Annotated in this window: 29 protein-coding genes; 10 read left to right on the top strand and 19 right to left on the bottom strand. The window is 64.4% G+C overall.

All coding sequences use genetic code 11. The features are described from left to right. Positions 1-15: 15 nt before the first annotated feature. The 6 genes from NCR34_RS06930 to NCR34_RS06905 all read right to left on the bottom strand — a co-directional run bounded on the left by NCR34_RS06930 (position 16) and on the right by NCR34_RS06905 (position 4,110). The gene (locus NCR34_RS06930; RefSeq protein WP_175940241.1) at positions 16-1,404 is read right to left on the bottom strand and encodes a replicative DNA helicase; all 1,389 of its coding nucleotides are present in this window, start codon (positions 1,402-1,404) and stop codon (positions 16-18) included. A 122-nt stretch (positions 1,405-1,526) separates the two neighbouring features. Beyond that, the gene (rplI, locus tag NCR34_RS06925) at positions 1,527-1,982 is read right to left on the bottom strand and encodes a 50S ribosomal protein L9 (protein ID WP_175940240.1); all 456 of its coding nucleotides are present in this window, start codon (positions 1,980-1,982) and stop codon (positions 1,527-1,529) included. Positions 1,983-2,010: 28 nt separating this feature from the next. Continuing rightward, positions 2,011-2,286 (bottom strand): 30S ribosomal protein S18, encoded by a 276-nt coding sequence (gene rpsR, locus NCR34_RS06920; protein WP_007000150.1) that lies wholly within the window; start codon positions 2,284-2,286, stop codon positions 2,011-2,013. Positions 2,287-2,288: 2 nt separating this feature from the next. Further along, positions 2,289-2,588: a primosomal replication protein N gene (gene priB, locus NCR34_RS06915; protein WP_159836079.1), complete on the bottom strand. Its 300-nt coding sequence runs from the start codon at positions 2,586-2,588 to the stop codon at positions 2,289-2,291. Positions 2,589-2,633: 45 nt separating this feature from the next. Continuing rightward, positions 2,634-3,005 (bottom strand): 30S ribosomal protein S6, encoded by a 372-nt coding sequence (rpsF, locus tag NCR34_RS06910; protein WP_061117413.1) that lies wholly within the window; start codon positions 3,003-3,005, stop codon positions 2,634-2,636. Between the two features lie 142 nt (positions 3,006-3,147). Beyond that, positions 3,148-4,110 (bottom strand): LysR family transcriptional regulator, encoded by a 963-nt coding sequence (locus tag NCR34_RS06905; protein ID WP_250499433.1) that lies wholly within the window; start codon positions 4,108-4,110, stop codon positions 3,148-3,150. Positions 4,111-4,281: 171 nt separating this feature from the next. Here NCR34_RS06905 and gcl point away from each other — a divergent pair, with 171 nt between their 5' ends. Genes gcl through NCR34_RS06890 form a run of 3 tightly spaced genes read left to right on the top strand, consistent with a single transcriptional unit; the run spans position 4,282 to position 7,839 of the window. After that, positions 4,282-6,057: a glyoxylate carboligase gene (gene gcl / locus NCR34_RS06900; RefSeq protein ID WP_250499432.1), complete on the top strand. Its 1,776-nt coding sequence runs from the start codon at positions 4,282-4,284 to the stop codon at positions 6,055-6,057. A 44-nt stretch (positions 6,058-6,101) separates the two neighbouring features. Beyond that, positions 6,102-6,902 (top strand): hydroxypyruvate isomerase, encoded by an 801-nt coding sequence (gene hyi, locus NCR34_RS06895; RefSeq protein ID WP_250499430.1) that lies wholly within the window; start codon positions 6,102-6,104, stop codon positions 6,900-6,902. 28 nt (positions 6,903-6,930) lie between these two features. Further along, a complete protein-coding gene (locus NCR34_RS06890) occupies positions 6,931-7,839 on the top strand; it encodes a 2-hydroxy-3-oxopropionate reductase (protein ID WP_175940236.1) in 909 nt (302 codons plus the stop codon). Positions 7,840-8,002: 163 nt separating this feature from the next. Here NCR34_RS06890 and NCR34_RS06885 read toward each other — a convergent pair whose 3' ends face one another. From NCR34_RS06885 to NCR34_RS06860, 6 genes are all read right to left on the bottom strand, one after another. After that, positions 8,003-9,004 carry an asparaginase gene (locus NCR34_RS06885; protein WP_250499428.1) on the bottom strand — a complete coding sequence of 334 codons (1,002 nt, stop codon included), beginning with the start codon at positions 9,002-9,004 and terminating at the stop codon, positions 8,003-8,005. Between the two features lie 33 nt (positions 9,005-9,037). After that, complete coding sequence (locus NCR34_RS06880) at positions 9,038-9,964, bottom strand: CysB family HTH-type transcriptional regulator (protein WP_175940234.1); 927 nt, start codon at positions 9,962-9,964, stop codon at positions 9,038-9,040. 39 nt (positions 9,965-10,003) lie between these two features. Further along, positions 10,004-11,074 carry a sulfate/molybdate ABC transporter ATP-binding protein gene (locus NCR34_RS06875; RefSeq protein ID WP_250499427.1) on the bottom strand — a complete coding sequence of 357 codons (1,071 nt, stop codon included), beginning with the start codon at positions 11,072-11,074 and terminating at the stop codon, positions 10,004-10,006. Between the two features lie 15 nt (positions 11,075-11,089). Beyond that, positions 11,090-11,992, bottom strand: a complete 903-nt coding sequence (cysW, locus tag NCR34_RS06870; RefSeq protein WP_250499425.1) for a sulfate ABC transporter permease subunit CysW — start codon at positions 11,990-11,992, stop codon at positions 11,090-11,092. After that, entirely contained in the window at positions 11,989-12,882 is an 894-nt protein-coding gene (cysT, locus tag NCR34_RS06865; protein ID WP_250499423.1) for a sulfate ABC transporter permease subunit CysT, read from the bottom strand. The genes cysW and cysT overlap by 4 nt, the downstream gene beginning before the upstream one ends. A gap of 129 nt (positions 12,883-13,011) precedes the next feature. Next, on the bottom strand, positions 13,012-14,058 hold the full coding sequence (locus NCR34_RS06860) for a sulfate ABC transporter substrate-binding protein (RefSeq protein ID WP_250499422.1): 1,047 nt from the start codon (positions 14,056-14,058) through the stop codon (positions 13,012-13,014). A 248-nt stretch (positions 14,059-14,306) separates the two neighbouring features. Between NCR34_RS06860 and lexA the strand changes: the two genes are divergently transcribed. The 3 genes from lexA (at position 14,307) to NCR34_RS06845 (ending at position 16,125) form a co-directional block, all read left to right on the top strand. Next, positions 14,307-14,975, top strand: a complete 669-nt coding sequence (gene lexA / locus NCR34_RS06855; protein WP_175940229.1) for a transcriptional repressor LexA — start codon at positions 14,307-14,309, stop codon at positions 14,973-14,975. Positions 14,976-15,115: 140 nt separating this feature from the next. Further along, the gene (locus NCR34_RS06850) at positions 15,116-15,451 is read left to right on the top strand and encodes a hypothetical protein (protein WP_250499420.1); all 336 of its coding nucleotides are present in this window, start codon (positions 15,116-15,118) and stop codon (positions 15,449-15,451) included. Positions 15,452-15,531: 80 nt separating this feature from the next. Next, positions 15,532-16,125, top strand: coding sequence for a DUF2939 domain-containing protein (locus tag NCR34_RS06845; protein WP_250499418.1), 594 nt, complete (start codon positions 15,532-15,534; stop codon positions 16,123-16,125). Positions 16,126-16,148: 23 nt separating this feature from the next. Here the strand turns inward: NCR34_RS06845 and NCR34_RS06840 are convergent, their stop codons facing one another. Beyond that, on the bottom strand, positions 16,149-16,658 hold the full coding sequence (locus NCR34_RS06840) for a universal stress protein (protein ID WP_175940227.1): 510 nt from the start codon (positions 16,656-16,658) through the stop codon (positions 16,149-16,151). 296 nt (positions 16,659-16,954) lie between these two features. On the opposite strand from NCR34_RS06840, the gene nodI reads away from it, so the two are divergent. Both nodI and NCR34_RS06830 read left to right on the top strand, forming a co-directional pair. Continuing rightward, on the top strand, positions 16,955-17,908 hold the full coding sequence (gene nodI / locus NCR34_RS06835; RefSeq protein ID WP_250499416.1) for a nodulation factor ABC transporter ATP-binding protein NodI: 954 nt from the start codon (positions 16,955-16,957) through the stop codon (positions 17,906-17,908). Positions 17,909-17,913: 5 nt separating this feature from the next. Then, positions 17,914-18,762 carry an ABC transporter permease gene (locus NCR34_RS06830; protein ID WP_284506493.1) on the top strand — a complete coding sequence of 283 codons (849 nt, stop codon included), beginning with the start codon at positions 17,914-17,916 and terminating at the stop codon, positions 18,760-18,762. Between the two features lie 54 nt (positions 18,763-18,816). Here NCR34_RS06830 and gnd read toward each other — a convergent pair whose 3' ends face one another. From gnd to NCR34_RS06815, 3 genes are all read right to left on the bottom strand, one after another. Beyond that, complete coding sequence (gnd, locus tag NCR34_RS06825; protein ID WP_250499515.1) at positions 18,817-19,821, bottom strand: phosphogluconate dehydrogenase (NAD(+)-dependent, decarboxylating); 1,005 nt, start codon at positions 19,819-19,821, stop codon at positions 18,817-18,819. After that, on the bottom strand, positions 19,803-21,896 hold the full coding sequence (tkt, locus tag NCR34_RS06820) for a transketolase (RefSeq protein ID WP_250499415.1): 2,094 nt from the start codon (positions 21,894-21,896) through the stop codon (positions 19,803-19,805). The genes gnd and tkt overlap by 19 nt, the downstream gene beginning before the upstream one ends. Positions 21,897-22,222: 326 nt before the next feature. Next, a complete protein-coding gene (locus NCR34_RS06815; protein ID WP_250499412.1) occupies positions 22,223-23,275 on the bottom strand; it encodes an NADP(H)-dependent aldo-keto reductase in 1,053 nt (350 codons plus the stop codon). Between the two features lie 202 nt (positions 23,276-23,477). Between NCR34_RS06815 and NCR34_RS06810 the strand changes: the two genes are divergently transcribed. Beyond that, positions 23,478-24,926, top strand: a complete 1,449-nt coding sequence (locus NCR34_RS06810) for an MFS transporter (RefSeq protein WP_250499410.1) — start codon at positions 23,478-23,480, stop codon at positions 24,924-24,926. A 308-nt stretch (positions 24,927-25,234) separates the two neighbouring features. Continuing rightward, positions 25,235-25,450: a hypothetical protein gene (locus tag NCR34_RS06805; protein WP_250499409.1), complete on the top strand. Its 216-nt coding sequence runs from the start codon at positions 25,235-25,237 to the stop codon at positions 25,448-25,450. Here the strand turns inward: NCR34_RS06805 and NCR34_RS06800 are convergent. Genes NCR34_RS06800 through NCR34_RS06790 form a run of 3 tightly spaced genes read right to left on the bottom strand, consistent with a single transcriptional unit; the run spans position 25,447 to position 26,470 of the window. Further along, positions 25,447-25,815: a hypothetical protein gene (locus NCR34_RS06800; protein WP_250499407.1), complete on the bottom strand. Its 369-nt coding sequence runs from the start codon at positions 25,813-25,815 to the stop codon at positions 25,447-25,449. The two genes, NCR34_RS06805 and NCR34_RS06800, sit on opposite strands and share 4 nt — an antisense overlap. A 28-nt stretch (positions 25,816-25,843) precedes the next feature. Continuing rightward, the gene (locus NCR34_RS06795) at positions 25,844-26,047 is read right to left on the bottom strand and encodes a hypothetical protein (protein WP_248322154.1); all 204 of its coding nucleotides are present in this window, start codon (positions 26,045-26,047) and stop codon (positions 25,844-25,846) included. Positions 26,048-26,080: 33 nt separating this feature from the next. Then, positions 26,081-26,470, bottom strand: coding sequence for a DUF5594 family protein (locus NCR34_RS06790; protein ID WP_284506492.1), 390 nt, complete (start codon positions 26,468-26,470; stop codon positions 26,081-26,083). Positions 26,471-26,491 lie beyond the last annotated feature (21 nt).

The following is a 26,491-nucleotide window of genomic DNA, read 5'->3' as shown; positions in this document are numbered from 1 at the left end:
CTTGCGCGAACGAGGCTATTCGCCGCCGTAGAAGCTCTGAACGCCGGCGAAGTTGTCGAACTTCGTGTATTGGCCGTGGAACGTCAAGCGGACCGGTCCGATGGGACCATTACGCTGCTTGCCGATGATGATTTCCGCGGTGCCTTTGTCCGGGCTGTCAGGGTTATACACCTCGTCGCGGTAGATGAAGAGGATCACGTCCGCGTCCTGCTCGATAGCGCCGGATTCGCGCAGGTCGGACATGATCGGCCGCTTGTTCGGACGCTGCTCCAGACCGCGATTGAGCTGCGACAGCGCGATCACCGGCACGTCGAGTTCCTTCGCGAGCCCCTTCAGCGAACGCGAGATCTCGGAGATTTCGGTCGCGCGGTTCTCGCCGCCGCCGGAGCCCGACATCAGCTGCAAGTAGTCGACGATGATCAGCCCAAGCTTGCCGCACTGGCGCGACAGACGCCGCGCCCGCGAGCGCAGTTCCATCGGATTGAGGCCGCCGGTTTCGTCGATGAAAAGCTGCGCCTCGCTCATTTTCTGCACGGCATGGGTGAGCTTCGGCCAGTCTTCGTCGGTGAGCCGGCCCGTGCGCATGCGGTGCTGGTCGAGCCGGCCGACCGAACCGAGCATACGCATGGTCAATTGCGTGCCGGGCATTTCCATCGAGAACACGGCAACGGGCAAGCCGTACTCCACGGCCACGTATTCGCCGATGTTCATCGAGAACGCCGTCTTACCCATCGACGGGCGCCCCGCCACGATAATCAGTTCGCCGCCGTGCATGCCCGAGGTCATGCGGTCGAGATCGACAAAGCCGGTCGGCGTGCCCGTCACGTCGCTCGGATTCGCGGTGTGATACAGCGTATCGATGCGCTCGACGACTTGCGTCAGCAGCGGTCCGATTTCGAGGAAGCCTTGCGTCCCGCGCGCGCCGTCTTCGGCGATCGAGAACACGCGCGCTTCGGCTTCGTCCAGAATCTGCCGGACTTCCTTGCCTTGCGGATTGAATGCGTCGGCGGAGATTTCATCCGCCACGGACACGAGACGGCGCAGCACCGCGCGGTCGCGCACGATTTCCGCATAGCGGCGGATATTCGCCGCGCTCGGCGTGTTCTGCGCGAGCGCGTTCAGATACGCGAGGCCGCCCACTTCCTCGGCCTTGCCGGCCATCGTGAGCGATTCGTAGACGGTGATCACGTCGGCCGGCCGCGTCGCGGCGATCAGCTTGCCGATGTGCTCGTAAATGATGCGATGGTCGTAGCGATAGAAGTCGCTCTGCGACATCACGTCGGCGATGCGGTCCCATGCCGCGTTATCCAGCAGCAAGCCGCCGATCACCGATTGCTCGGCTTCGATCGAGTGCGGCGGAACCTTCAGCGCGTCGAGTTGCGGATCTTTGGACGGTGCGTTCATGGGGTGGAATTATCGACGAAATCGGCCATGCGGTGTATTGATCGGACAAACAAAAAAGGCAGGAACCCGCGAAGGTTCCTGCCCTTTCTTACTGCTCGCGAAGCCGAAGCCCCGCGTGAAACTTAGGCGTGTTCGCCGAGCACCGACACCGTAACGTCGACCACGACGTCCGTGTGCAGCGCCACTTGAACCGGATGGTCGCCGACCATCTTCAGCGGGCCTTGCGGCAGACGCACTTGCGCCTTTTCCACTTCCGCGAAGCCTTGCGACTTCAGTGCTTCGGCGATGTCCGCGTTCGTGACCGAACCGAACAGACGGCCGTCGACGCCAGCCTTCTGCGAGATCTGAACCGTGAAGCCGTTCAGCTTGTCGCCTTGAGCTTGCGCTGCAGCCAGCTTTTCAGCGGCGTTCTTTTCGAGTTCGGCGCGGCGAACTTCGAATTCGGCGATCGCGTCCTTGGTCGCGCGGCGAGCCTTCTTGCCGGGGATCAGGAAGTTACGTGCGTAGCCGTCCTTGACCTTGACGATGTCGCCTAGGTTGCCCAGGTTGACGACCTTTTCCAAAAGAATGATTTGCATTTTTGGCTATTCCTTATGCGTCGTCTGATTAGGCCTTGTGCAGGTCGGTGTACGGCAGGAGCGCGAGGAAACGCGCGCGCTTGATTGCCGTGTCGAGCTGGCGCTGATAGTGCGCCTTCGTGCCAGTCAGACGAGCCGGCGTGATCTTGCCGTTTTCGCCGATGAAGTCCTTCAGCGTTTCCGTGTCCTTGTAGTCGATGTACTCGACGCCGGCTGCCGTGAAGCGGCAGAACTTCTTGCGCTTGAAGAGCGGGTTTTGTTGCTGACGACGCTTGTCGAATTTCTTACCAGTCGGGCGGGGCATGTTCAGTCCTTTCCAATGTCCTGCAATTCTGTGATGTGAAACACCAGGGTTCGTGAGTTACGGCCCTTCTTCGCCAGAAAGCCCGTGAAGCGCGTTTCGACGCCCATCGGACAGCTTTCCAGCCTGCCGCTCGCTTCTCCGGCAGCGACCGCGGGCAGTGTCAGTTCGATCTTTCGGGCGATGCCCGCTTCGACGACTTCCGCCGCGTGTTGCAACGTGCAGCTTGCGATCGGGATGCCGGCGGGCGTGTATCGCACCGGTTCGCGTTCCACGACGCTCGCTGTCAGTTGCAGCCGGTTCACGAGTGAGTTTCGGTTCCCTGGTGGCTTGACAGTGTTGAACTGTCCTTAAGCCTGCGCTTCGGACGGCTGGCTGGCCGCCTTCTTGGCTTCTTCGCGCTGCACTTCCTTCATCATCGGCGACGGGCCGGTTTCGGCCTTCTTCATCTTGACGATGAGGTGGCGCAGAACGGCGTCGTTGAACTTGAACGCGTGTTCCAGTTCTTCGAGCGTCGCCTGGTCGCATTCGATGTTCATGCAGACGTAGTGAGCCTTCGCGAGTTTCTCGATCATGTAGGCCAGTTGGCGGCGGCCCCAGTCCTCGATACGGTGGATCTGGCCACCGTGCGACGTGATCGTGCTCTTGTAACGCTCGATCATCGCGGGCACTTGCTCGCTTTGATCGGGATGCACGATAAAGACGATTTCGTAATGACGCATATTCACTCCTTTTGGCTACTTGTGGATTAAAGCCGCCCGGGCGTCGGACCGGTGCGGCAAGTGAGAAGCCAGCGAGTATATACCGTTTGGCGGTCGGACGGCAAGCCAAACCGGAGTTTTCCGACTGACTTTCGCCATTTTTTCAATCATTTAGCGCGCCCGCGCCCGGCTGCCGGTGCGCTTCGCCGGGCGGCTCGACCGCGCGGCTCCAATAACCGGGCTGCGCGTAGATTTCCTTCAGATAATCAATGAAGTAGCGCACGCGCGCCGGCACGTAGCGTTGTTGCGGGTAGACGGCGAGGATGTCGTAGTCGGGCAACTCGTACTCGTCGAGCACGGTTTCGAGTTCGCCCGCCGCCAGTTGGCGCTGGATCTCCCACGTGGAGCGCCAGCCGAGCCCGAGTCCTTCCGACACCCAGCGATGCAGCAATTCCCCGTCGTTGCAGTCGAGGTTGCCGCTCACGCGCACGGTCACGAGTTTGCCGTTGCGCCGGAAGTACCAGCCGCGGTTCTGCCCGCCTTGCAGGTTGAACGCGAGGCAGTTGTGATTCGGCAGATCGTCGAGCGATTTCGGCTTGCCGTGCTTGCGGAAGTACGCGGGCGTGCCGCACACCACGCGCCGGTTGCTCGCCAGCTTCACCGCGACGAAGTTCGGATCGACCGTGCCGCCGATGCGAATCGACAGATCGTAGCCCTCGCGCACCAGATCCACGACGCGGTCGGTCAGATTGAACGACATCTGCAATTCCGGCTTGTCGGCAAGGAACGCCGGCGCGTGCGGGGCGACGTGCATGCGCCCGAATGCCGCCGGCGCCGACACGATCAGATGCCCGCCGACCGCGCGCCGCCCCGCCGCGAGTTCGTTTTCCGCCTGGTCCCACTCGGCGAGCAGATTCTTGCAGCGGTCGAGGAATGCCGCGCCCTCTTCGCTGACGACGAGCCGCCGCGTCGAGCGGTACATCAGCTTGACGCCGAGGCGCTTCTCGAGCGCGTCGATGCGCCGTCCGAGAATGACCGGCGACACGCCCTCTTCCAGCGCCGCCGCCGCGAGGCTACCGGCTTCCGCGACGCGCACGAACGTCTCGATCTGCTTAAAGCGGTCCATTTCCTTGTCTCCTGTGCCGAGCCGCGCCGCTGCGTCATTCGAAACTTTTTGTTTGGGAAAAAGCGACTCCGACTGATCTTATCAAACCTTTTTCACAATCTTAAAGTGCAACGGAACCCTGCTTCGATGCAGACAGCGATAACGGAAAGAGACTGAAGGAAGGAGACATTCATGGCCAAGATGAGAGCCGTCGACGCAGCCGTCCTCGTGCTGGAAAAGGAAGGTATCGATACCGCGTTCGGCGTGCCGGGCGCCGCGATCAACCCGTTCTACTCGGCGATGAAAAAGTCGGGCAGCATCAGCCACGTGCTCGCGCGCCACGTCGAAGGCGCGTCGCACATGGCCGAAGGTTATACGCGCGCCGCGCCCGGCAACATCGGGGTATGCATCGGCACGTCGGGGCCGGCGGGCACGGACATGATCACGGGCCTCTATTCCGCTTCTGCCGATTCCATCCCGATTCTCGCGATCACCGGCCAGGCGCCGCGCGCGCGTCTCTACAAGGAAGACTTCCAGGCGGTCGATATTGAATCGATCGCCAAGCCGGTCACGAAGTGGGCGGTGACCGTGCGCGAGCCGGCGCTCGTGCCGCGCGTGTTCCAGCAGGCGTTCCATCTGATGCGCTCGGGCCGCCCCGGTCCCGTGCTGGTGGATCTGCCGATCGACGTGCAGCTCGCCGAGATCGAATTCGACATCGACACGTACGAGCCGCTCCCGGTCTACAAGCCGAAAGCGACGCGCGCGCAGATCGAAAAGGCGCTCGCGATGCTCAACGACGCCGACAAGCCGCTCATCGTGTCCGGCGGCGGCGTGCTGAACGCAGCGGCCGAAGACCTGCTCGTGCAATTCGCCGAAACGCTGGGCGTGCCCGTCATCCCGACGCTGATGTCGTGGGGCGCGATCCCCGACGATCACCCGCTCATGGCCGGCATGGTCGGCTTGCAGACGTCGCATCGCTACGGCAACGCGACGATGCTCGCATCGGACTTCGTGCTCGGCATCGGCAATCGCTGGGCGAACCGGCATACGGGCAGCATCGAGGTCTACACGAAGGGCCGCAAGTTCGTTCACGTCGATATCGAGCCGACGCAAATCGGCCGCGTGTTCGGACCGGATCTCGGCATCGTCTCGGATGCGAAGGCGGCGCTCGAACTCTTCGTCGAAGTGGCGAAGGAATGGAAAGCCGCAGGCAAGCTGAAGGACCGCGGCGCGTGGGTCGCGGACTGCCAGCAGCGCAAGCGCACGATGCAGCGCAAGACGCACTTCGACAACGTGCCGATGAAGCCGCAGCGCGTCTACGAAGAGATGAACCTGGCGTTCGACCGCGACACCTGTTTCGTCACGACGATCGGTCTTTCGCAGATCGCCGGTGCGCAGTTTCTGCACGTGTTCAAGGCGCGCAACTGGATCAACTGCGGTCAGGCCGGCCCGCTCGGCTGGACGATTCCCGCTGCGCTCGGCGTGCGCGCGGCGGACCCGCAGCGCAAGATCGTCGCGCTCTCGGGCGATTACGACTTCCAGTTCATGATCGAAGAACTCGCCGTCGGCGCGCAGTTCAAGCTGCCGTACGTGCATGTCGTCGTGAACAACTCGTACCTCGGTCTCATTCGACAGGCGCAGCGCGGCTTCGACATGGACTACTGCGTGCAACTCGCGTTCGACAACATCAACGCGCCGGAACTCGAAGGCTACGGCGTGGATCACGTCGCGGTCGCCGAAGGCCTCGGCTGCAAGGCGCTGCGCGTGTTCAAGCCGGAGGACATCGCCGGTGCGCTGAAGCAGGCACAGGCGCTTGCGGCCGAACATCAGGTGCCGGTCGTCGTGGAGATGATCCTTGAACGCGTGACCAACATCGCGATGGGCACCGAGATCGACGCGATCAACGAGTTCGAAGAGCTCGCCGAGAGCCGTGCCGACGCGCCCACCGCCGTCACGCCGCTCGACTGAAGCATCAACTGACGACCCACTGACCGACCATCAGGAAAAGAACAATGCCGAAATTCGCCGCGAATCTGACGATGCTCTTCAACGAAGTCCCGTTCCTCGACCGCTTTGCGGCGGCGGCGAACGCGGGCTTCGAGGCAGTCGAATTCCTGTTTCCGTATCCGTATTCGATCAGCGATCTCAAAGCGCGCGTGCGGGACAGCGGCTTGCAGATCGTCTTGCACAACCTGCCTGCCGGTAACTGGGAAGCAGGCGAGCGTGGGATTGCGTGTCTGCCGGATCGCATCGCCGAGTTTCGCGACGGCGTGCCGCGCGCGATCGAATACGCGAAGGCGCTGAACGTGCCGCAACTGAACTGCCTCGTCGGCATTCCGACGGCGGGCGTCTCGGCGCAACAGGCGCGCGAAACGATCATCGAGAACCTCCGTTTCGCCGCCGATGCGCTGAAGCAGGAAGGCATCCGTCTGCTCGTCGAGCCGTGCAATTCATACGATATTCCGGGCTTCGCGCTGAACCGTTCGCACGAGGGACTCGACGTGATTCGCGCGGTCGGCTCCGACAATCTCTTCCTGCAATACGACATCTATCACATGCAGCGCATGGAGGGCGAACTGGCCGCGACGATCAAGAAGAATCTGCCGTCGATCGCGCATATTCAGCTTGCCGACAACCCCGGCCGCAACGAACCCGGCACCGGCGAAATCAACTACGCGTTCCTGTTCGATCTGCTCGATTCGATCGGCTACGACGGCTGGATCGGCTGCGAATATAAGCCGCTCGCGGGCACGGAAGCCGGGCTCGGCTGGCTGCGCTCGATCGCGACGGACAAGGCGCGCGCCGCTGCCTGAACCACGACACAAAGGAGGAGCACACAGTATGGCAACGATCGGTTTCATTGGCCTCGGCATCATGGGCGCGCATATGGCGCGCAACCTCATCAAGGGCGGTCACGCGCTCGTCGTGAACGGCAAGTATCCGGTGCCCGACGATATCCGCGCGCAAACGAAAGTCGTCGCGGACTCGACGGCCGTTGCGCAGGCAAGCGAGATCGTCATCACGATGGTGCCCGACACGCCCGATGTCGCCAACGTCTTGTTCGCCGATGACGGCGTGGCCAACGGCTTGAGCCAGGGCAAGCTCGTGATCGACATGAGCTCGATCAACCCGCTCGACACGCAGGAGTTCGCGAAGAAGATCAACGCGCTCGGCTGCGATTACCTCGATGCGCCCGTGTCCGGCGGCGAAGTCGGCGCGCGCGAAGCGACGCTCACGATCATGGTGGGCGGCCCGGAGAAGTCGTTCAACATCGCGAAGCCGCTCTTCGAACTGATGGGCAAGAACATCTCGCTCATCGGAGACAACGGCGCGGGACAGACCTGCAAGGTGGCGAATCAGATCATCGTCGCGCTGAACATCGAAGCGGTCGCGGAGGCATTGCTTTTCGCGTCGCGCTCGGGCGCCGATCCGGAACGCGTGCGCAAGGCGCTCATGGGCGGGTTCGCATCGTCGCGCATTCTCGAAGTGCACGGCGAGCGCATGACGAAGCGCACGTTCAATCCCGGCTTCAGGATCGAACTGCATCAGAAGGACCTGAACCTCGCGCTCGACGGCGCGCGCAAGATGGGCCTCGCGCTGCCTCACACTGCGAGCGCGCAGCAGTTGTTCAGCGTGTGCGCAGCCAATGGCGGCAAAGCGTGGGATCACTCGGCGCTGGTGCGGGCGCTCGAGATCATGTCGAATTTCCAGGTGGCGGAAGAACCGCAGCAAGCGAAGGCTGCTGCGTAGGCTCGCGCCTGAACCGTGGGGCGTCCCGCGTATGGGCACGCGGGACAAATGCCGCTCTGGGCTGAGGGCGGCAAGTAAGGTCCGAGAGCGGCATCCGGCGGCGCGCCGGGTTAGCCTTGGTCGGTCAGACGGTTTGCCGTCGGGTGTCCGCGTCGGATTGCATTCAGTAGGTATCGAAGAGGCGTTGCAGCGCCGCGGCGTCCTTCATGCCGGCCGATAGCGCCAGCAGCAACAGCACGCGCGCCTTGTAGGGATTCAACGTGCCCGCGCTGACCGTGCCGAGCACATCGTCGCTGGCTGCGCCGTTGCGCATCACATGTCCCGAGCCGACGCGCGACGCCCGCACGACCGCGACGCCCGACTTCACCGCATCGCTCACGGCTTCTGCGATGCTCTCGTGCATCGAGCCGTTACCCGTCCCCGCGACGACGATTCCCTTCACGCCCGCCGCGACGAGCGCATCAATCGCCACGCGCGAGGCGCCCGCATAGCTCGCGACGATCTCGACCATCGGCCAGTTTTCCGGCACGGTGAATTCGCTTGCCGTCGTATGCGGCTTCGTCACCATACGCTGGAATTCCACGCGGCCGTCCTGCACGAAACCGAGCACGCCGGTTTCGGGCGAGCGAAAGGCATCGACGGCATACGTGCTCGTCTTCGTGACATCGCGGGCGCTGTGGATCTGGTTGTTGAACGCGACGAGCACGCCCTGCCCCGATGCTTGTTTCGACGCCGCGACCGTGACCGCGTTGAGCAGATTGAGCGGACCATCGGCGGATAGCGCGGTCGATGGCCGCATCGCAGCGGTCAGCACGACAGGCTTCGCAGTCTTCACGGTCAAGTGCAGCAAATACGCCGTTTCTTCGAGCGTGTCGGTGCCGTGCGTGATGACGATGCCGTCGATGTCGTCCTGCGCGGCGAGTTCATTGATGCGCGCGGCGAGCGTCGTCCATAGCGCAAGGCTCACGTCCTTGCTGTCGATGCTCGCGATCTGCTCGGCATGAATTCGCGCGACGGAAGCGAGCGCAGGCACGGCGTCGAGCAGCTTGTCGACGCCTACGACGCCTGCCTTATAACCGGCCGTGGACGCGGCATTGCCGGCCTGTCCGGCAATCGTGCCGCCCGTTGCAAGGACGGCGATGCGAGGGAGAGTCTGTGTGTTCATGCCGGCGATTGTAAATCAGCCGGCATGCGTGTTTCAGGCCGCTTCGCGCAGTTGCGCGGCGATCTGCGCTTCGTCGAGTTGCGGCGCGAACATTTCGATCAGCCGGTACGCATACGCGCGCAGGAACGCGCCCTTGCGCAAGCCCACGCGCGTGGTGCTCGCTTCGAACAAGTGCTGCGTATCGAGCGCGACGAGTTCGGTGTCGCGCTTGGCGTCATAGGCCATCGCCGCGACGATGCCGATGCCCATGCCGAGTTCCACATACGTCTTGATCACGTCCGCGTCGATGGCGGTGAGCACGATGTCGGGCATCGCGCCCGCGCTCGCGAACGCCTGGTCGACGTGTGAACGCCCCGTGAAATCCTGATCGTAGGTGACGATCGGATACTCCGCGATCTGCTCCAGCGTGATGTCTTTACGCCCGACGAGCGGATGGTCCTTCGGCACCACAACTGTGTGATGCCACGAATAGCACGGAAACGTGACGATGTCGGGATAGCGGTCGAGCGCTTCGGTCGAGATGCCGATATCCGCCTCGCCGTTCACGATCATCTGCGCGATCTGTTGCGGACTACCCTGCCGCAGCGCCAGATGCACCTTCGGGAATACTTCGGTGAACTGACGGATCACTTTCGGCAGCGCGTAGCGGGCTTGCGTGTGCGTCGTGGCGACCACGAGATGCCCGTTGTCCTGATCCGCGAACTGGCGCGCCACGCGCCGAAGGTTCTCCGCATCGAGCAGCATACGTTCGATCAGCTGATGCACCTGCTTGCCCGGCTCGGTCAGCCCCGTGAGCCGCTTGCCGCGCCGGATGAAGATATCGACGCCCAGTTCGTCTTCGAGATCCTTGATCTGCTTGGACACGCCCGATTGCGACGTGTACAGCACGTTCGCTACTTCCGTCAGATTCATGTTCTGACGCACGGCCTCGCGCACGAAGCGCAGTTGCTGGAAGTTCATGGTTCGCCTCTCTTGTCTTGCTGCCGTTTTATGGATGTCTCATTGCGCCGGAAAGACGCGCAGCGCGCGCGGCACGGCGCGCACGCCATCGCCGATATCGAGCTTCAGCGCGCGCCACGCTTCCCGATCCAGTTCCGCTTCGAGCACGCCGCCCGCGTCGCCTTCCAGTTCCACACGTACCGAGCCGCCGAGCGTCACCACGCGCCGCACGCCGACCACGATACCGTCGCGATGCGCGAGACCCGCGGCATCGTCGGCGCGGTACAACGCGAGGTCATGCGGCCGCACGTAAGCGAGCGCGCGTCCGCTGAAGTGCGCTTGCGCGGCGATGGCTTGCGCCGCGCCATCCGCGACGAAGCCGCCTGCATCGACATGACCCTGAAGGCGATTCGCCGCGCCGAGAAACTCATACACGAACGATGTCTGCGGATGATCGTACACATCCTGCGGGCTGCCGACCTGCTCCACGCGACCATGATTCATCACGACGATGCGATCCGCCACTTCGAGCGCCTCTTCCTGATCGTGCGTGACGAAGAGCGTGGAGATATGCAGATCGTCGTGCAGGCGGCGCAGCCAGCTTCGCAGTTCCTTGCGCACCTTCGCATCGAGCGCGCCGAACGGCTCGTCGAGCAGCAGCACTTTCGGTTCGACAGCGAGCGCGCGCGCAAGCGCAATGCGTTGCCGCTGCCCGCCCGAGAGCTCGGAAGGAAACCGCTGCGCGAGCCAGTCCAGTTGCACGAGCTTCAGCAATTCGTGCACTTTCTCGCGGATCACGGCTTCAGACGGACGCTCGCGGCGCGGCTTCACGCGCAGACCGAACGCGACGTTTTCGAACACCGTCATGTGCCGGAACAGCGCGTAATGCTGGAAGACGAAGCCCACTTGCCGGTCGCGCGCGCCCACTTGCGCGACGTCTTCGCCGTTGAGCACGACCTGGCCGGCATCGGCAAATTCGAGGCCTGCGATCACGCGCAGCAGCGTGGTCTTGCCGCATCCCGACGGCCCGAGTAGCGCGACGAGTTCGCCTGCGGGGAAGTCGAGCGTGACGTTGTCGAGCGCCGTGAAATCGCCGAAGCGCTTTTGCAGATTGCGAACGATGATGCTCATGATGTGTCCTTTGCCTTAATTCGTGGCGCCTGCATCGGCGAGCGATTGCGACATGCGGCGTTCCGCGACGAGCTTGAGCCCGAGCGTCACGAGCGCAAGCAACGCGAGCAGCGAGGCCACGGCGAACGCGGCCGAAAAGTTGTATTCGTTATAGAGGATCTCGACGTGCAGCGGCATCGTGTCGGTCTGTCCGCGAATGTGGCCCGATACCACCGAAACCGCGCCGAACTCGCCCATCGCGCGTGCATTGCAGAGAATCACGCCATACAGCAGGCCCCACTTCACGTTCGGCAGCGTCACGCGGCGAAAGATCTGCCAGCCCGAAGCGCCCAGCACATGCGCGGCTTCTTCCTCGTCGTTGCCTTGCGCTTGCATCAGCGGAATCAGTTCGCGCGCGACGAACGGGAACGTCACGAAGATGGTCGCGAGCACGATGCCCGGCACCGCGAAGATGATCTGCACGTCGTGCGCCGCGAGCCACGGACCGAACCAGCCTTGCGCGCCGAACATCAGCACGTAGATCAGGCCGGAAATCACGGGCGAAACCGAGAACGGCAAGTCGATGAGCGTGGTCAGCAGCGCCTTGCCGCGGAAGTCGAACTTCGCGATCGCCCACGATGCCGCGAGGCCGAACACGACGTTGAGCGGCACGGCAATCGCCGCCGTCGTCAACGTGAGCTTGATCGCAGACCACGCGTCCGGGTCTTTGAGCGACTCGAAGTAATAGTCGATGCCCTTCGCGAACGCTTGCGCGAACACCGCGACGAGCGGCACCACGAGGAAGAGCGCGAGGAACAGCAGCGCGGTGCCCGTGAGCAGCCAGCGCACCGCGCGCGGTTCGGTGACGGGATCGAGCGTGCGGGCATCGCGCGGCGCAGCGGTGTTCATCGCGATGGCTTTGGTGTCGGGCGTGCTCATGCGTGGCTCCCTTGCGCGGACGCGGCATGCGCGGCGTGCGCAGGGATCGCGCCCGTGCGGCTCGTGCGCCGTTGCAGGAACCATTGCAGCGTGTTGATGAGGAGCAGCATCAGGAACGACACGCACAGCATGACGACGGCGAGCGCCGTAGCGCCCGCATAGTCATACTGTTCGAGCTTCGTGATGATGAGAAGCGACGTGATTTCCGACTTCATCGGCACGTTGCCCGCGATGAAAATCACCGAGCCGTATTCGCCCAGCGCGCGCGCGAACGCCAGCGCGAAGCCCGTCAGCAGCGCCGGGAAAAGCGACGGCAACACGACGCGGCGAAACGTCAGCCAGCGCGTCGCGCCGAGGCACGCGGCGGCTTCTTCCTGCTCGCGCTCGAAGTCTTCGAGCACCGGCTGCACCGTGCGCACGACGAACGGCAAGCCGATGAACGTCAGCGCCACGAGCACGCCGAGCGGCGTGAACGCGACCTTGACGCCGAGCGGCGCGAGATACTGCCCGATCCAGCCGTTGCCCGCATACACGGCCGCGAGCGAGATGCCCGCGACGGAAGTCGGCAGCGCGAACGGCAAATCGACGATGGCATCCACGATGCGCTTCATCGGAAACGTGTAGCGCACGAGCACCCACGCGACCAGAAAGCCGAACACCGCGTTGATGAGCGCCCCGCCGAGCGCCGCGCCGAAGGTCAGCCGATACGACGCCAGCACGCGCGGCGATGTCACCGCGCGGACGAACTGCGCCCAGTCGAGCGTCGCCGTCTTCGCGAACGTGGCGGCGAGCGGTATCAACACCACGAGGCTCAGATACGCGAGCGTGATGCCGAGCGTCAGGCCGAAGCCCGGTAGCGCGCTCGGCTTGCGCAAAGTGAAAGTCGTCATCCTTGCTTTCGTCCTGTTCCAGTGCGCCGGGGAGCGCGTGTCATCGAATGCTTGTGTGACCGGCGGCGTCATGGCGCGCCGCTTCGGTTTGCTTACGTTTTGCGCTTACTGCGGCTGTTATTGCGGTTCTTATTGCGGCTGATAGATGGAATCGAACACGCCGCCATCCGCGAAATGCGTCTTCTGCGCCTTGGTCCAGCCGCCGAACGTGTCGTCGATGGTGTAGAGCTTGATCTTCGGGAACTGCTTCGTGAGGTCGGCCGGCACCTTGTCCGAGCGCGGACGATAGAAGTTGCGCGCGGCGATCTGCTGGCCTTCGTCGCTATACAGATACTTCAGATACGCCTCGGCGAGCTTGCGCGTGCCGTGCTTGTCGACGACCTTGTCGACCACCGCGACCGGCGGCTCGGCCAGAATGCTCACCGAAGGCACCACGATCTCGAACTTGTCCGGACCGAACTCCTTCAGCGACAGAAACGCCTCGTTCTCCCACGCGATCAGCACGTCGCCCTGGCCGCGCTGCACGAAGCTCGTCGTGGCGCCGCGCGCGCCGGAGTCGAGCACGCCCGCGTTCTTGTACAGCTTTGCGACGAAGTCCTTCGCGGTTTGCTCGTTGCCGCCCGGCTTGTGCTGCGCGTAGGCCCACGCGGCGAGATAGTTCCAGCGCGCCCCGCCCGACGTTTTCGGGTTCGGCGTGACGATGGAGACGCCCGGCTTCGTGAGATCGTCCCAGTCCTTGATGTGCTTCGGGTTGCCCTTGCGTACGAGGAACACGATCGTCGACGTGTACGGCGAGGCGTTATCCGGCAGCCGCTTCTGCCAGTCCGCGGCCACGAGTCCCTTGCCCGCGAGCGCATCGATGTCATAGGCGAGCGCGAGTGTGACGACATCCGCCTGCAGGCCGTCGATGACCGCGCGCGCCTGTCCGCCCGACCCGCCATGCGACTGCTTGAACGTGACGGTCTCGCCGGTTTCGGCTTTCCACTTCTTGGCGAATGCCTGATTGAAGTCCTGATAGAGCTCGCGCGTCGGGTCATACGACACATTCAGAAACGACGTCTGCGCGTGGCCTTGCGTGCTCGCCGCGACCATCGCGCCGATGCCCGCCGCCGTCAGCGCCAGCGCGGTCAGCGCTTTGCGTGCCCTGGTCCCCAATCCCGCTTTCGTGCTTTGCATTCCCCGTTCTCCGTCTTATCCAATTGACGGAATCAGTCTATCGGCGGGCCTATATGAACAGAAATAATCGTTTTTCAGTCTTTTATATCGAAAGCTGCTAAAGCGAGTCGCCGGCGGTCCCGCAGGGCCGAACGTCGGAGCGTGTTGCGGTTTCGAGCCGAACTTAAAGTAATGCTTGAAAAGCTCTGAATACTGTATAAAAATACAGTCATCTGTTGATCCATACAGTGCACGAGAGGCCCGAGCCAGTGACCAGAACCTCAAAACTTACCGCGCGTCAGCAGCAGGTCTTCGAACTGCTCCAGCGCGCAATCGAGCGCACCGGCTTTCCGCCGACCCGCGCGGAGATTGCCGCTGAGCTCGGCTTCAGCTCCGCGAACTCTGCGGAAGAGCATCTGCGGGCACTGGCGCGCAAGGGCGTCATCGAACTGGCGGCGGGGTCGTCGCGCGGCATCCGGCTGATTGGCGACGCAGGACGTTCAGAAGACGTGCCGCACCAGTTCACGTTGCCGCATGCGAGCATCATGCAGCTCTCGCTGCCGCTCGTGGGCCGTGTTGCAGCGGGCAGTCCCATCCTCGCGCAGGAGCATATCTCGCAGCATTACGCGTGCGATCCCGCGCTCTTCTCGAGCAAGCCCGACTATCTGCTGAAAGTGCGCGGCTTGTCGATGCGCGACGCCGGCATTCTGGACGGCGACCTGCTCGCCGTTCAGAAGCGCACCGAGGCGAAGGACGGACAAATCGTCGTTGCGCGGCTCGGCGACGACGTCACGGTCAAGCGTTGGAAGCGACGTCCCGACGGCGTCGAGCTCATCGCGGAGAACCCGGACTACGAGAACATTTTCGTGCGGTCCGGCAGCGGAGACTTCGCGCTGGAAGGCATTGCAGTGGGCCTGATCCGCTCGGGCGAGTTCTAGTCAGCGGCGGCAGCGCGCGTTCATGCGTCGCTGAGCGCCTCTTCACGCCACGCAAGACGCGGCGCGTTTCGAGTACATCAAGCACGGACGGCAGCCGCTCGCGGCATGCCGCGGTGCGTCCTATCGTCTGGAGAGTCATGATGGAACGTTTTGCCCGTTTGCTGCCCTTTCGCCAGTTCGGCCGTCTGCGTCATCTGCGTGCGTTGATTCCTTGCGGCACCGCGGCGCCTTCGCGGGCCGAAGCTGCGCCGGATCTCTTCTATTCCATGCCCGCACTGCCGTCTCGCCAGCCTGCGTTCGCGCGCGTGTCGCTCACGCAGACGGTTCACGCGGAGCCGCCGCGGAGCACGCCCGTGCGCGTGTACCGGAGCGAGTCGCGGTTGATCCTCGTCGGCAAGATCGGCGAAGTGTCGCGCATGATCGACCGCTGCATCGACGAAGAGCGCGCCGGTCTCACGGGCGGCACGGTGGCGTGAACTGGCGGCGAGTTGGGGAATTAGTCGTGCGTCGGCGCGGTCAATCCTGCATTGACCTCCGCTGAAGGCTTGGCCGTCGCATGTCCCGCACCGCTCGTTTCATTGTCGCCACGCTCGCCGCCGTATTGCTCGTCGCGGCGCTGGGCTTCGTCTATGCGTCGCCGTATATCGTGCTGGACCGCGTCAAGCGCGCGGCCGACGCGCGAGACGCCCAAACGGTCAACCAATACGTCGATTTCCCCGCGTTGCGCGCGAGCTTGAAGGATCAGATCGCCGCGCTGCTCACGCGGCGCATCGATGTGCAGAAGAGCGGCAACCCGCTCGCGATCATCGGCGCGATGATCGGCGCGGCGCTGGTCGGCCCGCTCGTGGATTCATACGCGACGCCGGACGGAGTCGCCGCGATCCTGAACGGCATACCGCCGCGCGGCAATCCCGGCGAACGTCCGCCCGCGGCCGGCCAGGCCGATGCAAATGCGTCGGCGCCGGCGAGCGTGTCCGTGAGCGCATCGAATCCGGCTCCGCAACCGCCGCAGACGACGGCCGGCTATCGCAGCATCAACACGTTCGTCGTGACGTACCAGCACGGCGCAGGCGACGCCCGCTATTCCGCCATATTTCACCGCAGCGGGCTGGTGTCATGGAAGCTCGTCGCCGTCAATCTCAACGGCTGACGTGCGCCGCCAGCCATCCACGCTCAGGCGCCCGCTTCGGCCTTCGCAGGCTTCGCGGCATACGCAGCGGCATCTTCCGCTTCCGCCGATTCGCCTGCCTGACAGACGGCAACCAGAATGCTGCACGACACGCGATCCAGCAAAGGCGTGTTGCCCGCGCCCATCCACCAACGAGCGAGCCCGCTCCGGCAGCGGTGCCCCACGACGACGAGATCGACCTTGAGGCTGTCGGCCAGCGCGGCGATTTCGTCGATCGGATGGCCGAACGCGAAATGCCCCTGCGCCGACAGGCCACGCTCGCGCAGCCACTCGACGCCTTCCTGCAAGATATCGCGCGCCGCGTCTTCGAAGCGCCCGCAGGCCATATCGGTCAGCAATCCGGCGCTCTGCGCGATGCTCGACCGCATGTCGACCACCGCGAGCACGTGCGTTTCCGCGTTGAGGTCGAGCGCGAGATTCGCGCCCTGTCGCAACGCCTTGCGGCCCTCTCTGGAACCGTCGTAGCACAGCAGAATCTTTCTATAGCTTGTCATGATGCCTCCCTGCCGCATCGCAGATTGACTGCGGCGTAACTTCATGATCCTGTGCCGCGCCGGACGTGGCAACGATGGAAAACGCTAACTTCACGCAGTAGCGCGCCGAACCCGCGCCACGTTGGACTCATGACTAGCTGGCCGCGTGCCAGATTGCGACGAAGCCCGTCGCACAAGGCTTCGCGGCTTTCGGCATGCACGCACGACTCTCCCGGCGCACCGCTTCTGCCCGCACAAGCGCCGCGCCGGTGCATTCGATTACACTAGCTCGCTGGACTTTCCCCGGCACAAAACGCATGACACAGCGCACCACGCGCGAGCACGCCCCGGAATCAGCCGGCGCGCCCGCCATCGATTTCAGCGAAGTCATAAAAAGCTACGGCGCGAAGAACGTCGTCGACGGCCTCTCGTTCGACGTGCGTCCCGGCGAATGCTTCGGCCTGCTCGGGCCGAACGGCGCGGGCAAGACGACAACGCTCAGGATGCTGCTCGGCATGACGTCGCCCGATCACGGAAATATTCGGCTCGTCGGCGAACCTGTGCCGTCGCGCGCGCGTTTCGCCCGCGAACGCGTCGGCGTCGTGCCGCAGTTCGATAATCTCGATCCCGACTTCAGCGTACGCGAGAACCTCGTCGTCTTCGGCCGCTACTTCGGCATCGCGGGCGCGCGCATGGACGCGCTCGTGCCGTCGCTGCTCGAATTCGCGCGGCTCGAAAACAAGGCGGATGCGCGCGTCGGCGAATTGTCCGGCGGCATGAAGCGGCGGCTGACCTTGGCGCGCGCCCTCGTCAACGATCCCGACGTGCTGATCATGGACGAACCGACCACCGGTCTCGACCCTCAGGCCCGCCATCTCATCTGGGAACGTCTGCGCTCGCTGCTGGCGCGCGGCAAGACCATGCTGCTCACGACGCATTTCATGGAAGAAGCCGAGCGCCTGTGCGACCGCGTTTGCGTGATCGAAGAAGGCCGGAAAATTGCCGAAGGCCGTCCGCGCGACCTGATCGCGTCGGTGATCGGCTCGGACGTGATCGAAATCTACGGCCCCGACCCGCAGGCGCTGGCCGCCGAACTGCAACCGCTCGTCGAGCGCATGGAAGTGAGCGGCGAGACGCTTTTTTGCTACGTCGACGATCCGCAAGCGGTCCACGCGCGCGTCAAGGGGCGCGAGGGCGTGCGTTATCTGCATCGTCCGGCGAATCTGGAAGATGTTTTCTTGCGCCTGACCGGGCGTGAAATGGTGGATTAATCGCGATGGAAACCTTCGATCAACCGCGCGTCGCCAGCAAAAAGCCGAGCGAGACGCACGCGCGCGACGCCGCGCCGCTCACCAACGCGCTGCCCGCCAACGCGACGCACTGGATGTCGGTCTGGCGGCGCAATTACCTCGTCTGGAAGAAACTCGCGGTCGCCTCGATGATCGGGAACCTCGCCGACCCGATGATCTATCTGTTCGGCCTCGGACTCGGTCTCGGCCTGATGGTCGGCCACGTCGAGGGCGTGTCGTATATCGCGTTTCTCGCCGCGGGCACGGTGGCCTCCAGCGTGATGATGTCCGCGAGCTTCGAGGCGATGTACTCCGGCTTCTCGCGCATGCACGTCCAGCGCACGTGGGAAGCGATCATGCACACGCCGCTCACGCTCGGCGATATCGTGCTCGGCGAAGTGGTGTGGGCCGCAAGCAAGTCGGTGCTCTCGGGCGTCGCGATCATGCTGGTCGCGGGCGCGCTCGGCTACGCGAATTTTCCGTCGATGCTGCTCGCGCTGCCGGTCATCGTGTTGACCGGGCTGGCGTTCGCGAGCACCGCGATGATCGTCACGGCCATCGCGCCGAGCTACGACTTCTTCATGTTCTATCAGACGCTCGCGCTCACGCCGATGCTGCTCCTGTCCGGCGTCTTCTTTCCGGTCGCGCAACTACCCGCGCTCGCGCAGCATGTGACGCAGGCGCTGCCGCTCGTTCACGCCGTCGAACTGATTCGCCCCGCGATGCTCGGCCGCCCGCTCGACGGTTTCGCGCTGCACGCAGGCGTGCTCGCCGCTTATGCCGTGCTGCCGTTCTTCGTCTGCGCGTGGCTCTTCCGCCGTCGCATGATGAAATGAAAAACGGCGATGGACCGTCGCGGTCCATCGCCGTCTAACCGGACGCTCAGCGCGTTACTTCGCCAGAAACTCCTTGTGGCCGCCGAAGCCGAAGCGCATCGCAGAGAGCATGCGCTCGGGGAACAGATCGGCGTCGCGCGAGCGGAAGCGCGTGTACAGCGCCGCCGAGAGCACCTGCGCGGGCACGGCTTCCTCGATGGCCGCCTCGATCGTCCAGCGCCCTTCGCCGCTGTCCGCCACGATGGTCGAAAAGTGTTCGAGCCCGCCGTCGCTCGCGAGCGCGCCCGCCGTCAGGTCCAGCAGCCACGACGACACCACGCTGCCGCGCCGCCACACTTCCGCGATATCCGCGAGGTCGAGCGAATAGCGCTCGTTCTCGGGAAGGTCCGTCGATTCCTTGTGCTTCAGAATGTGGAAGCCTTCCGCATACGCCTGCATCAGCCCGTACTCGATGCCGTTGTGCACCATCTTCACGAAGTGCCCCGACCCGACCGGCCCGCAATACATGTAGCCGTTCTCGACGCGCGGATCGCGTCCTTCGCGGCCCGGCGTCGCGGGAATGTCGCCGCGTCCCGGCGCGAGCGTCGCGAAGATCGGATCGAGCCGGCGCACGACGGCCTCGTCGCCGCCGATCATCATGCAGTAGCCGCGCTCCAGTCCCCAGATGCCGCCCGACGTGCCCACATCGACATAATGCACGCCCTGCTCCCTGAACTGCGCGGCGCGGCGAATGTCGTCCTTGTAGAAGCTGTTGCCGCCGTCGATCACTACATCGTCCGCTTGCAGGATCTTGTGCAGGTCCGAAAGCGTGTCCTCGGTGATCTTGCCGGCCGGCAGCATCAGCCAGATGACGCGCGGCGCGGCGAGCTTCGCGACGAGATCGCCGAGATCGTTCGCGCCGGTCGCGCCTTCGCTCGCGAGCGCGTCGGTGGCTTGCGGATTGTGGTCGTACACGACGCATTCGTGTCCGTCGCGCATCAGGCGGCGGCCGATGTTGCCGCCCATGCGCCCTAGCCCTACGATGCCGATCTGCATGTCGATCACTCCCCGGCGGCGGATTTGACGCGCTCGATCTGCTTTTTCGCCGCTTCGTAGACGCCTTCGAGCGTGAAGCCGAACTTCGTCTTCAGCGCCTTCAGCGGCGCGGACGCGCCGAACGTGTGCATCACGATGGTCGCGCCGAAGCGCCCCACGTAGCGGTCCCAGCCAAGCGTCGCGGCCTGCTCGACGGCCACGCGCGCATGCACGTCGGGCGGCAGCACCGAGTCCTTGTACGCGTCGTCCTGCTTCTCGAAGATGTCCCACGACGGCATCGACACGACACGCGCCGCGATCCCCTCGCTCGTGAGCTTCTCCCATGCCTCGACGCACAGCGACACTTCGCTGCCGGTCGCGAGCAGCAGCACTTCCGGCTTCTTGCCGCCATCGGCATCGGCGAGCACGTAGGCTCCGCGCCGCACGCCTTCAGCCGAGCCGAACTTCGTGCGGTCGAACGTCGGCAGCGGCTGGCGCGTGACGACGATGCACGACGGCTCCTTCGGGAACGACAGCGCCACGCGCCACGCCTCGCTCACTTCGTTCGCATCGGCCGGCCGCAGTGTGCAGAGTCCCGGCACGCCGCGCAGCGAAGCCAGTTGCTCGATCGGCTGATGCGTCGGGCCGTCCTCGCCCACGCCGATGGAATCGTGCGTGAACACATAGATGACCGGCACTTCCATGATCGCGGAGAGCCGGATCGGCGGCTTCATGTAGTCGCTGAAAATCAGGAACGTGGACGCGAACGGCCGCATGTTCGAGAGCGCGAGCCCGTTGGCGACGGAACCCATGCCGTGCTCGCGAATGCCGAAGTGCAGATTGCGCCCGGCGTAGTTGTCATGCTCGAAACTGCCCGCGCCTTCGAACTTGAGATTCGTCTTCGTCGATGGCGCGAGGTCCGCCGCGCCGCCGATCATCCACGGAATGCGCTTTGCGATGGCGTTGAGCACCTTGCCCGACGATTCGCGCGTCGCCATGCCCTTCGCGTCAGCCTCGAACGTCGGGATGTCGGCGTCCCAGTCATCGGGCAGCTTGGATTCGAGCATCTGCCAGAGCTGTTTCGCCAAATCCGGGTTCTGCTTCTCGTAGTCGTCGAAGCGTTGCTTCCACTGGGCATGCGCCGCCTTGCCGCGCGCGCCCATGCCTTCGGCGACGTGCTGCATGACGCCGTCGGGCACGAGGAACTGCGCGTCTTCCGGCCAGCCGTAGAACTTTTTCGCGAGCTTGATTTCCTCGTCGCCGAGCGCCTCGCCGTGCGCCGCCGCCGTGTCCTGCTTGTTCGGCGCGCCCCAGCCGATGATGCTCTTCACGACGATCAGCGTCGGCTTGTCGGTCGTCGCCTTCGCTTGCTTGAGCGCGGCTTCGAGCGCGTTGGCGTCGTTGGCGTCGTCGACGTGCAGCGTGTTCCAGTTGTAGCCGCGAAAGCGCGATTCCACGTCGTCGCTGTATGCGAGGTCGGTGTGGCCTTCGATCGTCACGCGATTGCTGTCGTAAATCCAGATGAGGTTGGACAGCTTCAGATGCCCCGCGAGCGATGCCGCTTCGTGCGAGATGCCTTCCATCATGTCGCCGTCGCCGCACAGCGCGTAGACGCGGTAATCGAAAAGCGGCGCGCCCGACTTGTTGAAGTGCGCTTCCTTCCAGCGCGCGGCCATCGCCATGCCGACGCTGTTGCCGAGGCCCTGGCCGAGCGGCCCGGTCGTGGTTTCGACGCCGGCCGTCATCCGGAACTCCGGGTGGCCGGGCGTCTTGCTGTCGAGCTGGCGGAACTGCTTGATATCGTCGAGCGACACGGCCGGGTTGCCGGTCGGCTTGCCGCTTTCGTCCACTTCCTTGACACCCGCGAGGTGCAGCAGCGAATACAGCAGCATCGACGCGTGCCCGACCGACAGCACGAAGCGGTCGCGGTTCGGCCAGAGCGGCGCGTCGGGGTCGTAGCGAAGATGGTATTGCCAGAGATGGAACGCGACGGGGGCGAGCGCCATCGGCGTGCCGGGGTGGCCGGAATTGGCCTTCTGCACGGCGTCCATCGACAGCGTGCGGATCGTGTCGATCGTGAGGCGATCCAGATCTTGGGACTGCGGCGTTGCTTGAGACATGAGCGACGACTCCTTTCGCGAAGAGCGCGCTGAGGCACGACGGGCGCCTCAGCGGCAACCAGGACCATCGAGCAAGCGCAGTGCCTTGCTAAAAGGCACCGCGCCCGGGTGCGAGCGGCCGCGCGCAGCCGTTTGATGCTGGCGCGGCGGCTTTCGGCAGGACGCGAACGCGCGGTGTTCGGATGCGCGTTCGGTGTTTCAGCCGGGCGACGCGATGCAACGAAGGCGCATCGCCCGGATAGTGCATGCAGCTTCTGAGCCGCGAAAGCGCCCGAACATCAATGCTGACACATTCGCGGCGCGGCGGCCCAAATCATGCCTATGACTTACGGCGCCGGATTCGGCTGGCGCTCGTGCAGCGCCTCGATCTCGGCCAGAATCTCATCGGACAGTTCGATGTCCACGCTCGCGATATTCTCCTGCAACTGCGCCATCGACGTCGCGCCGATGAGCGTGCTCGTCGTGAACGGCCGCGTGTTGACGAACGCGAGCGCGAGCTGCGTCGGGCTCAAACCGTGGCGCTTCGCCAGTTCGACGTAAGACGACGTCGCGGCGATCGCTTGCGGCTTGCTGTAACGCTGGAACCGCTCGAAGAGCGTGATCCGCGCGCCGGCCGGACGCGCCCCGCCCTCGTACTTGCCCGAGAGCCAGCCGAACGCGAGGGGCGAGTACGCGAGCAGACCGATGCCTTCCTTGTGCGTGAATTCGGACAAGCCCAGTTCGTAGGTACGATTCACGAGACTGTACGGATTCTGAATGCTGACGATGCGCGGCAGCCCGGCCTTCTCCGCCGCGCGCAGGAATTGCGACACGCCCCACGGCGTTTCGTTCGACACGCCGACATAGCGAATCTTTCCTGCCTTGACGAGATCGCCGAGCGCGGCGAGCGTTTCCTCGATCGGCACCGCGTATTCGTCGTCGATGTACGGATACGCCGAACGGCCGAAGGTCATCGTGCTGCGGTCCGGCCAGTGCAGCTGGTACAGGTCGACGTAATCCGTCTGCAGGCGCTTGAGGCTGCTGTCGATCGCCTCGTTGATGTTCTTGCGGTCGAACTGGTTGCCCGCGCCGCGAATGTGACGCGGATTGTGCGGCTGGCGCGCGGGCCCGGCGATCTTGGTCGCGAGCACGATATCGCCGCGTTTGCCCGCGTTCTTCGCGAGCCACGTGCCGATGTATTCCTCGGTGCGGCCCTGCGTCTCGGGGCGCGGCGGGACCGGGTACATTTCGGCGGCGTCGATCAGGTTCACGCCTTGCGCAAGCGCATAGTCGATTTGCTCGTGCGCCTCGCTCTCGGTGTTCTGCTCGCCCCAGGTCATGGTGCCGAGCCCGATGAGGCTCACGTCGACGCCCGAATCGCCCAGTTTCCGATACTTCATCGCTTCGTTCCTTTTTGTTGACGCCTGCTGGCGCGGTTCCACGGCGGCATTGCCGACAAGCGCAGAAGCTACCATAGGCGCGCGAGGTCTGCTCCGCCGATAGAATGCAGAGCTTAGCGATGCAGCGGAACCGGTTCCCGAGCTTGCAGTTCGCTTGATATGGCTTACCGAAAACGTCTTCCAACGACAAACCACGCAGCCGATGTCATCCTCCACGACGCCCAGCCAGTCCGACGAAGCGAAGCCCGGTTCGTCGCTGATCGTTTCCCTCGTCGCCGCGACATTCTTCATGGAGAACCTGGACGGCACGATCATCGCGACCGCCATGCCGCAGATGGCGCACTCGTTCGGCGTGCATCCGGCCGACATGAGCCTCGGCATCACCGCGTATCTTCTGACGCTCGCCGTCTTCATTCCGATCAGCGGCTGGGCGGCCGACCGCTTCGGGCTGCGCACGGTGTTCGGCAGCGCGATCGCGGTGTTCACGGCGGCCTCCGTGCTGTGCGGCGCGACATCGACGTTGCCGGCGTTCGCCGCGGCGCGCGTGCTGCAAGGCATCGGCGGCGCGATGATGGTGCCGGTCGGTCGACTGGCCGTGCTGCGCGCCACGCCGAAGGACGGACTGATGCGCGCGATCGCCATCATCACCTGGCCGGGGCTCGTCGCGCCGGTGATCGGACCGCCCCTCGGCGGCTTCATCACCACGTATTCGTCGTGGCGCTGGATCTTCTATCTCAACGTGCCGCTCGGTCTGATCGGCTTGCTGCTGACGCTGCGCCATATCGACAACGTGCGCGAAGACGCCAACCGCCGCTTCGATTTCGCGGGCTTCGTGCTGTGCGGCATCGCCTGCACGACGCTGCTCTACGCGATGGAACTGATCGGGCGCAACGACGCGTCGTGGAGCATGATCGGCGCGCTCGTCGCAGTGGGCGCGGCGGCAGGCATCGCGTCGTGGCGATATCTGATGCGGGCGACACAGCCGGTGGTCGATTTGTCGGCGCTGAAGGTGCACACCTTCGCCGTGGCGATGGGCGGCGGGTCGCTCTTTCGAATCGCGATCAGCGCCGCGCCGTTCCTCTTGCCGCTGATGTTCCAGGTCGGCTTCGGCATGAACGCGTTCATGTCCGGACTGCTCACGCTCTCCGTCTTCGCCGGCAATCTGGCGATGAAACTCGTCACCACGCCCGTGATGCGGCGCTTCGGCTTCAGGCCGGTGCTGGTGGTCAACGGGCTCATCGCCGCGCTATCCCTTGCCGCGATGAGCCTGCTCGCGCCTTCGACGCCCACGCTCGTCATCGTCGTCGTCTTGTTCGTGAGCGGCTTGTCGCGTTCGCTGCAATTCACGGCGCTCAATACGCTCAGCTTCGCCGACGTGCCGAAGACGCAGATGAGCGGCGCCTCCGCGCTATCCAGCACGCTGTTTCAAATGTCGATGGGCGTGGGCGTCGCGGCCGGCGCGATCGCGCTGCGCATCGGCGAGTGGTTGCACGGGCATGATGCGCACTCCATCGGTCCGGAAGATTTCGGCGTGGCGTTTCTGATCGTGGCGTTGATCGGGGCGCTGGGCGTGATCGATCTGTGGCGTCTTCCCAAGGATGCAGGCGCGCTGGTTTCGGGGCATGTCAGAGGGAAAGCTACGGAGCGTTAGGCGCGTGAGAGGCGCGCAATGCGAGCCTTGCAGAACTGGAAGCGTTGGTGTCCTGCAAGGCTCGCACGGGCGGAGACGCTTACAAGACTCCGAGCGGTTCAGAGGTTCGGAACGGCTGCTGGTTCGAAGCTCTCGAAAGGTCGCCAGGCACCAAAGGCTCGGACGGTTTGGGACGCTTTCAAGACTGCCAACAGGTCCAGGGTTCGGAACGGCTGCTGGCTTGGCGCCTCGGAAAGGTCGCCCGGTTCCACAGGCTGGCAAGATCGGACCAGGTTAAAGGTTTGCGCCCTTGCGCCGTAAACCCGCGTATGAATCTGCAAAGTCTCGAATCCCTCGCCGCGTTGAGCGAAGCCGTCGCCGTGATCCGCCATGCGCGCGGGCTGAAGAATCCGGACGACCTGCCGACCGGCACGCCCGAATGGCAAGCCGCCAGCGACGCCTTTGCGGACGACTTCCTGCGCGCGCTCGACGGCGAGCCGACCGTGCGCGCGTGGTGGACCATCTTGGCTTCGCCGAACACCTAGCGTCTGAGTGAATCCAGCCAGCCCAGCGCAATCGCCAAATTGACGATCACGCCCGCTGTCGCCGCCAGTGCCGCGATCATCGTCCAGAACGCCGACCGGCGCGATGCCTCCGCGGATTCGCGAGCGAGTTGCGCCGCGTCGTTGGCCGACGACACCGACGCGAACATCGCCCGGAACTGCTCGTCCTGACGCGCGGTGTCCTTCGCGTGCAGCCATGCGCGCTTGTGCGCCGCTTCGGGGTCGGCGGAGGGCGCCGCGTCGAGTTGCGCGCGTATCGACGCTTCGCCGGCCGCTTCGTAGCTACGAAACCGCGCTTCTCGCGCCTCGCGCGCCTCGTCCGCGTCTTCTCGTTGCTGCTCGGCCATACCCGCTCGCGCGCCGCTGACCGTGCGGCTACCGATCGTTCGACATCGCCTTCAGGCGATCGTTGCCGGCATCGCGCGCGGCGTCGGCCGTGGCGAAGTTGTCTTCGGACACCAACGCGCGCTTGACCTCGCCCGCCGCGAAATCGACGAGCGTGATGACCCACACGAACCCGCCGCCCTGTTCCGCCGTCTGCACGAATGCACGCAGCTTGCCTTCATTCGACGATGCCATCTGATCCTCCACGATCGTCCAAGCGATAGACACTCACGCCTCGAAGTCGAGCCCGCCGAGCAGCACCGACGGCTCCGCCTGCGAGCGCGTCGGCACATCCACTTCGCGGGCGTCCTGCCATGCGCGCAGCTTGTCGCCGAGCGCGTCGAGATAACGCTGCAAACGTGCTTCGCCGCCGGGACGCAGCAATCGCTCGATTTCTTCGTCGTCCCAGGTCAGGAAGACGTTCATGTCGAACGGATAACGCCGCGAGCGCGCGCCATCGTCCGACGGCGGCGCGCTCACGCGTAGCCGCGCCGGCTCGCGCGGACTGCCGCCGGGTACGATTTCGACGCGCAATTTCGCATCGACCACGCGGGCCACGCCCTCGGCGATGCGCGGCATGATTTCGGTTTCGAACCTGTGCGCCTGTTCGCGATTCAACGCCTTCCTCTCAAACCAGAT

Source organism: Caballeronia sp. GAWG1-5s-s (assembly GCF_023631445.1).
Taxonomy (GTDB): domain Bacteria; phylum Pseudomonadota; class Gammaproteobacteria; order Burkholderiales; family Burkholderiaceae; genus Caballeronia.
This window is presented reverse-complemented; position numbering and strand designations above follow the sequence as displayed.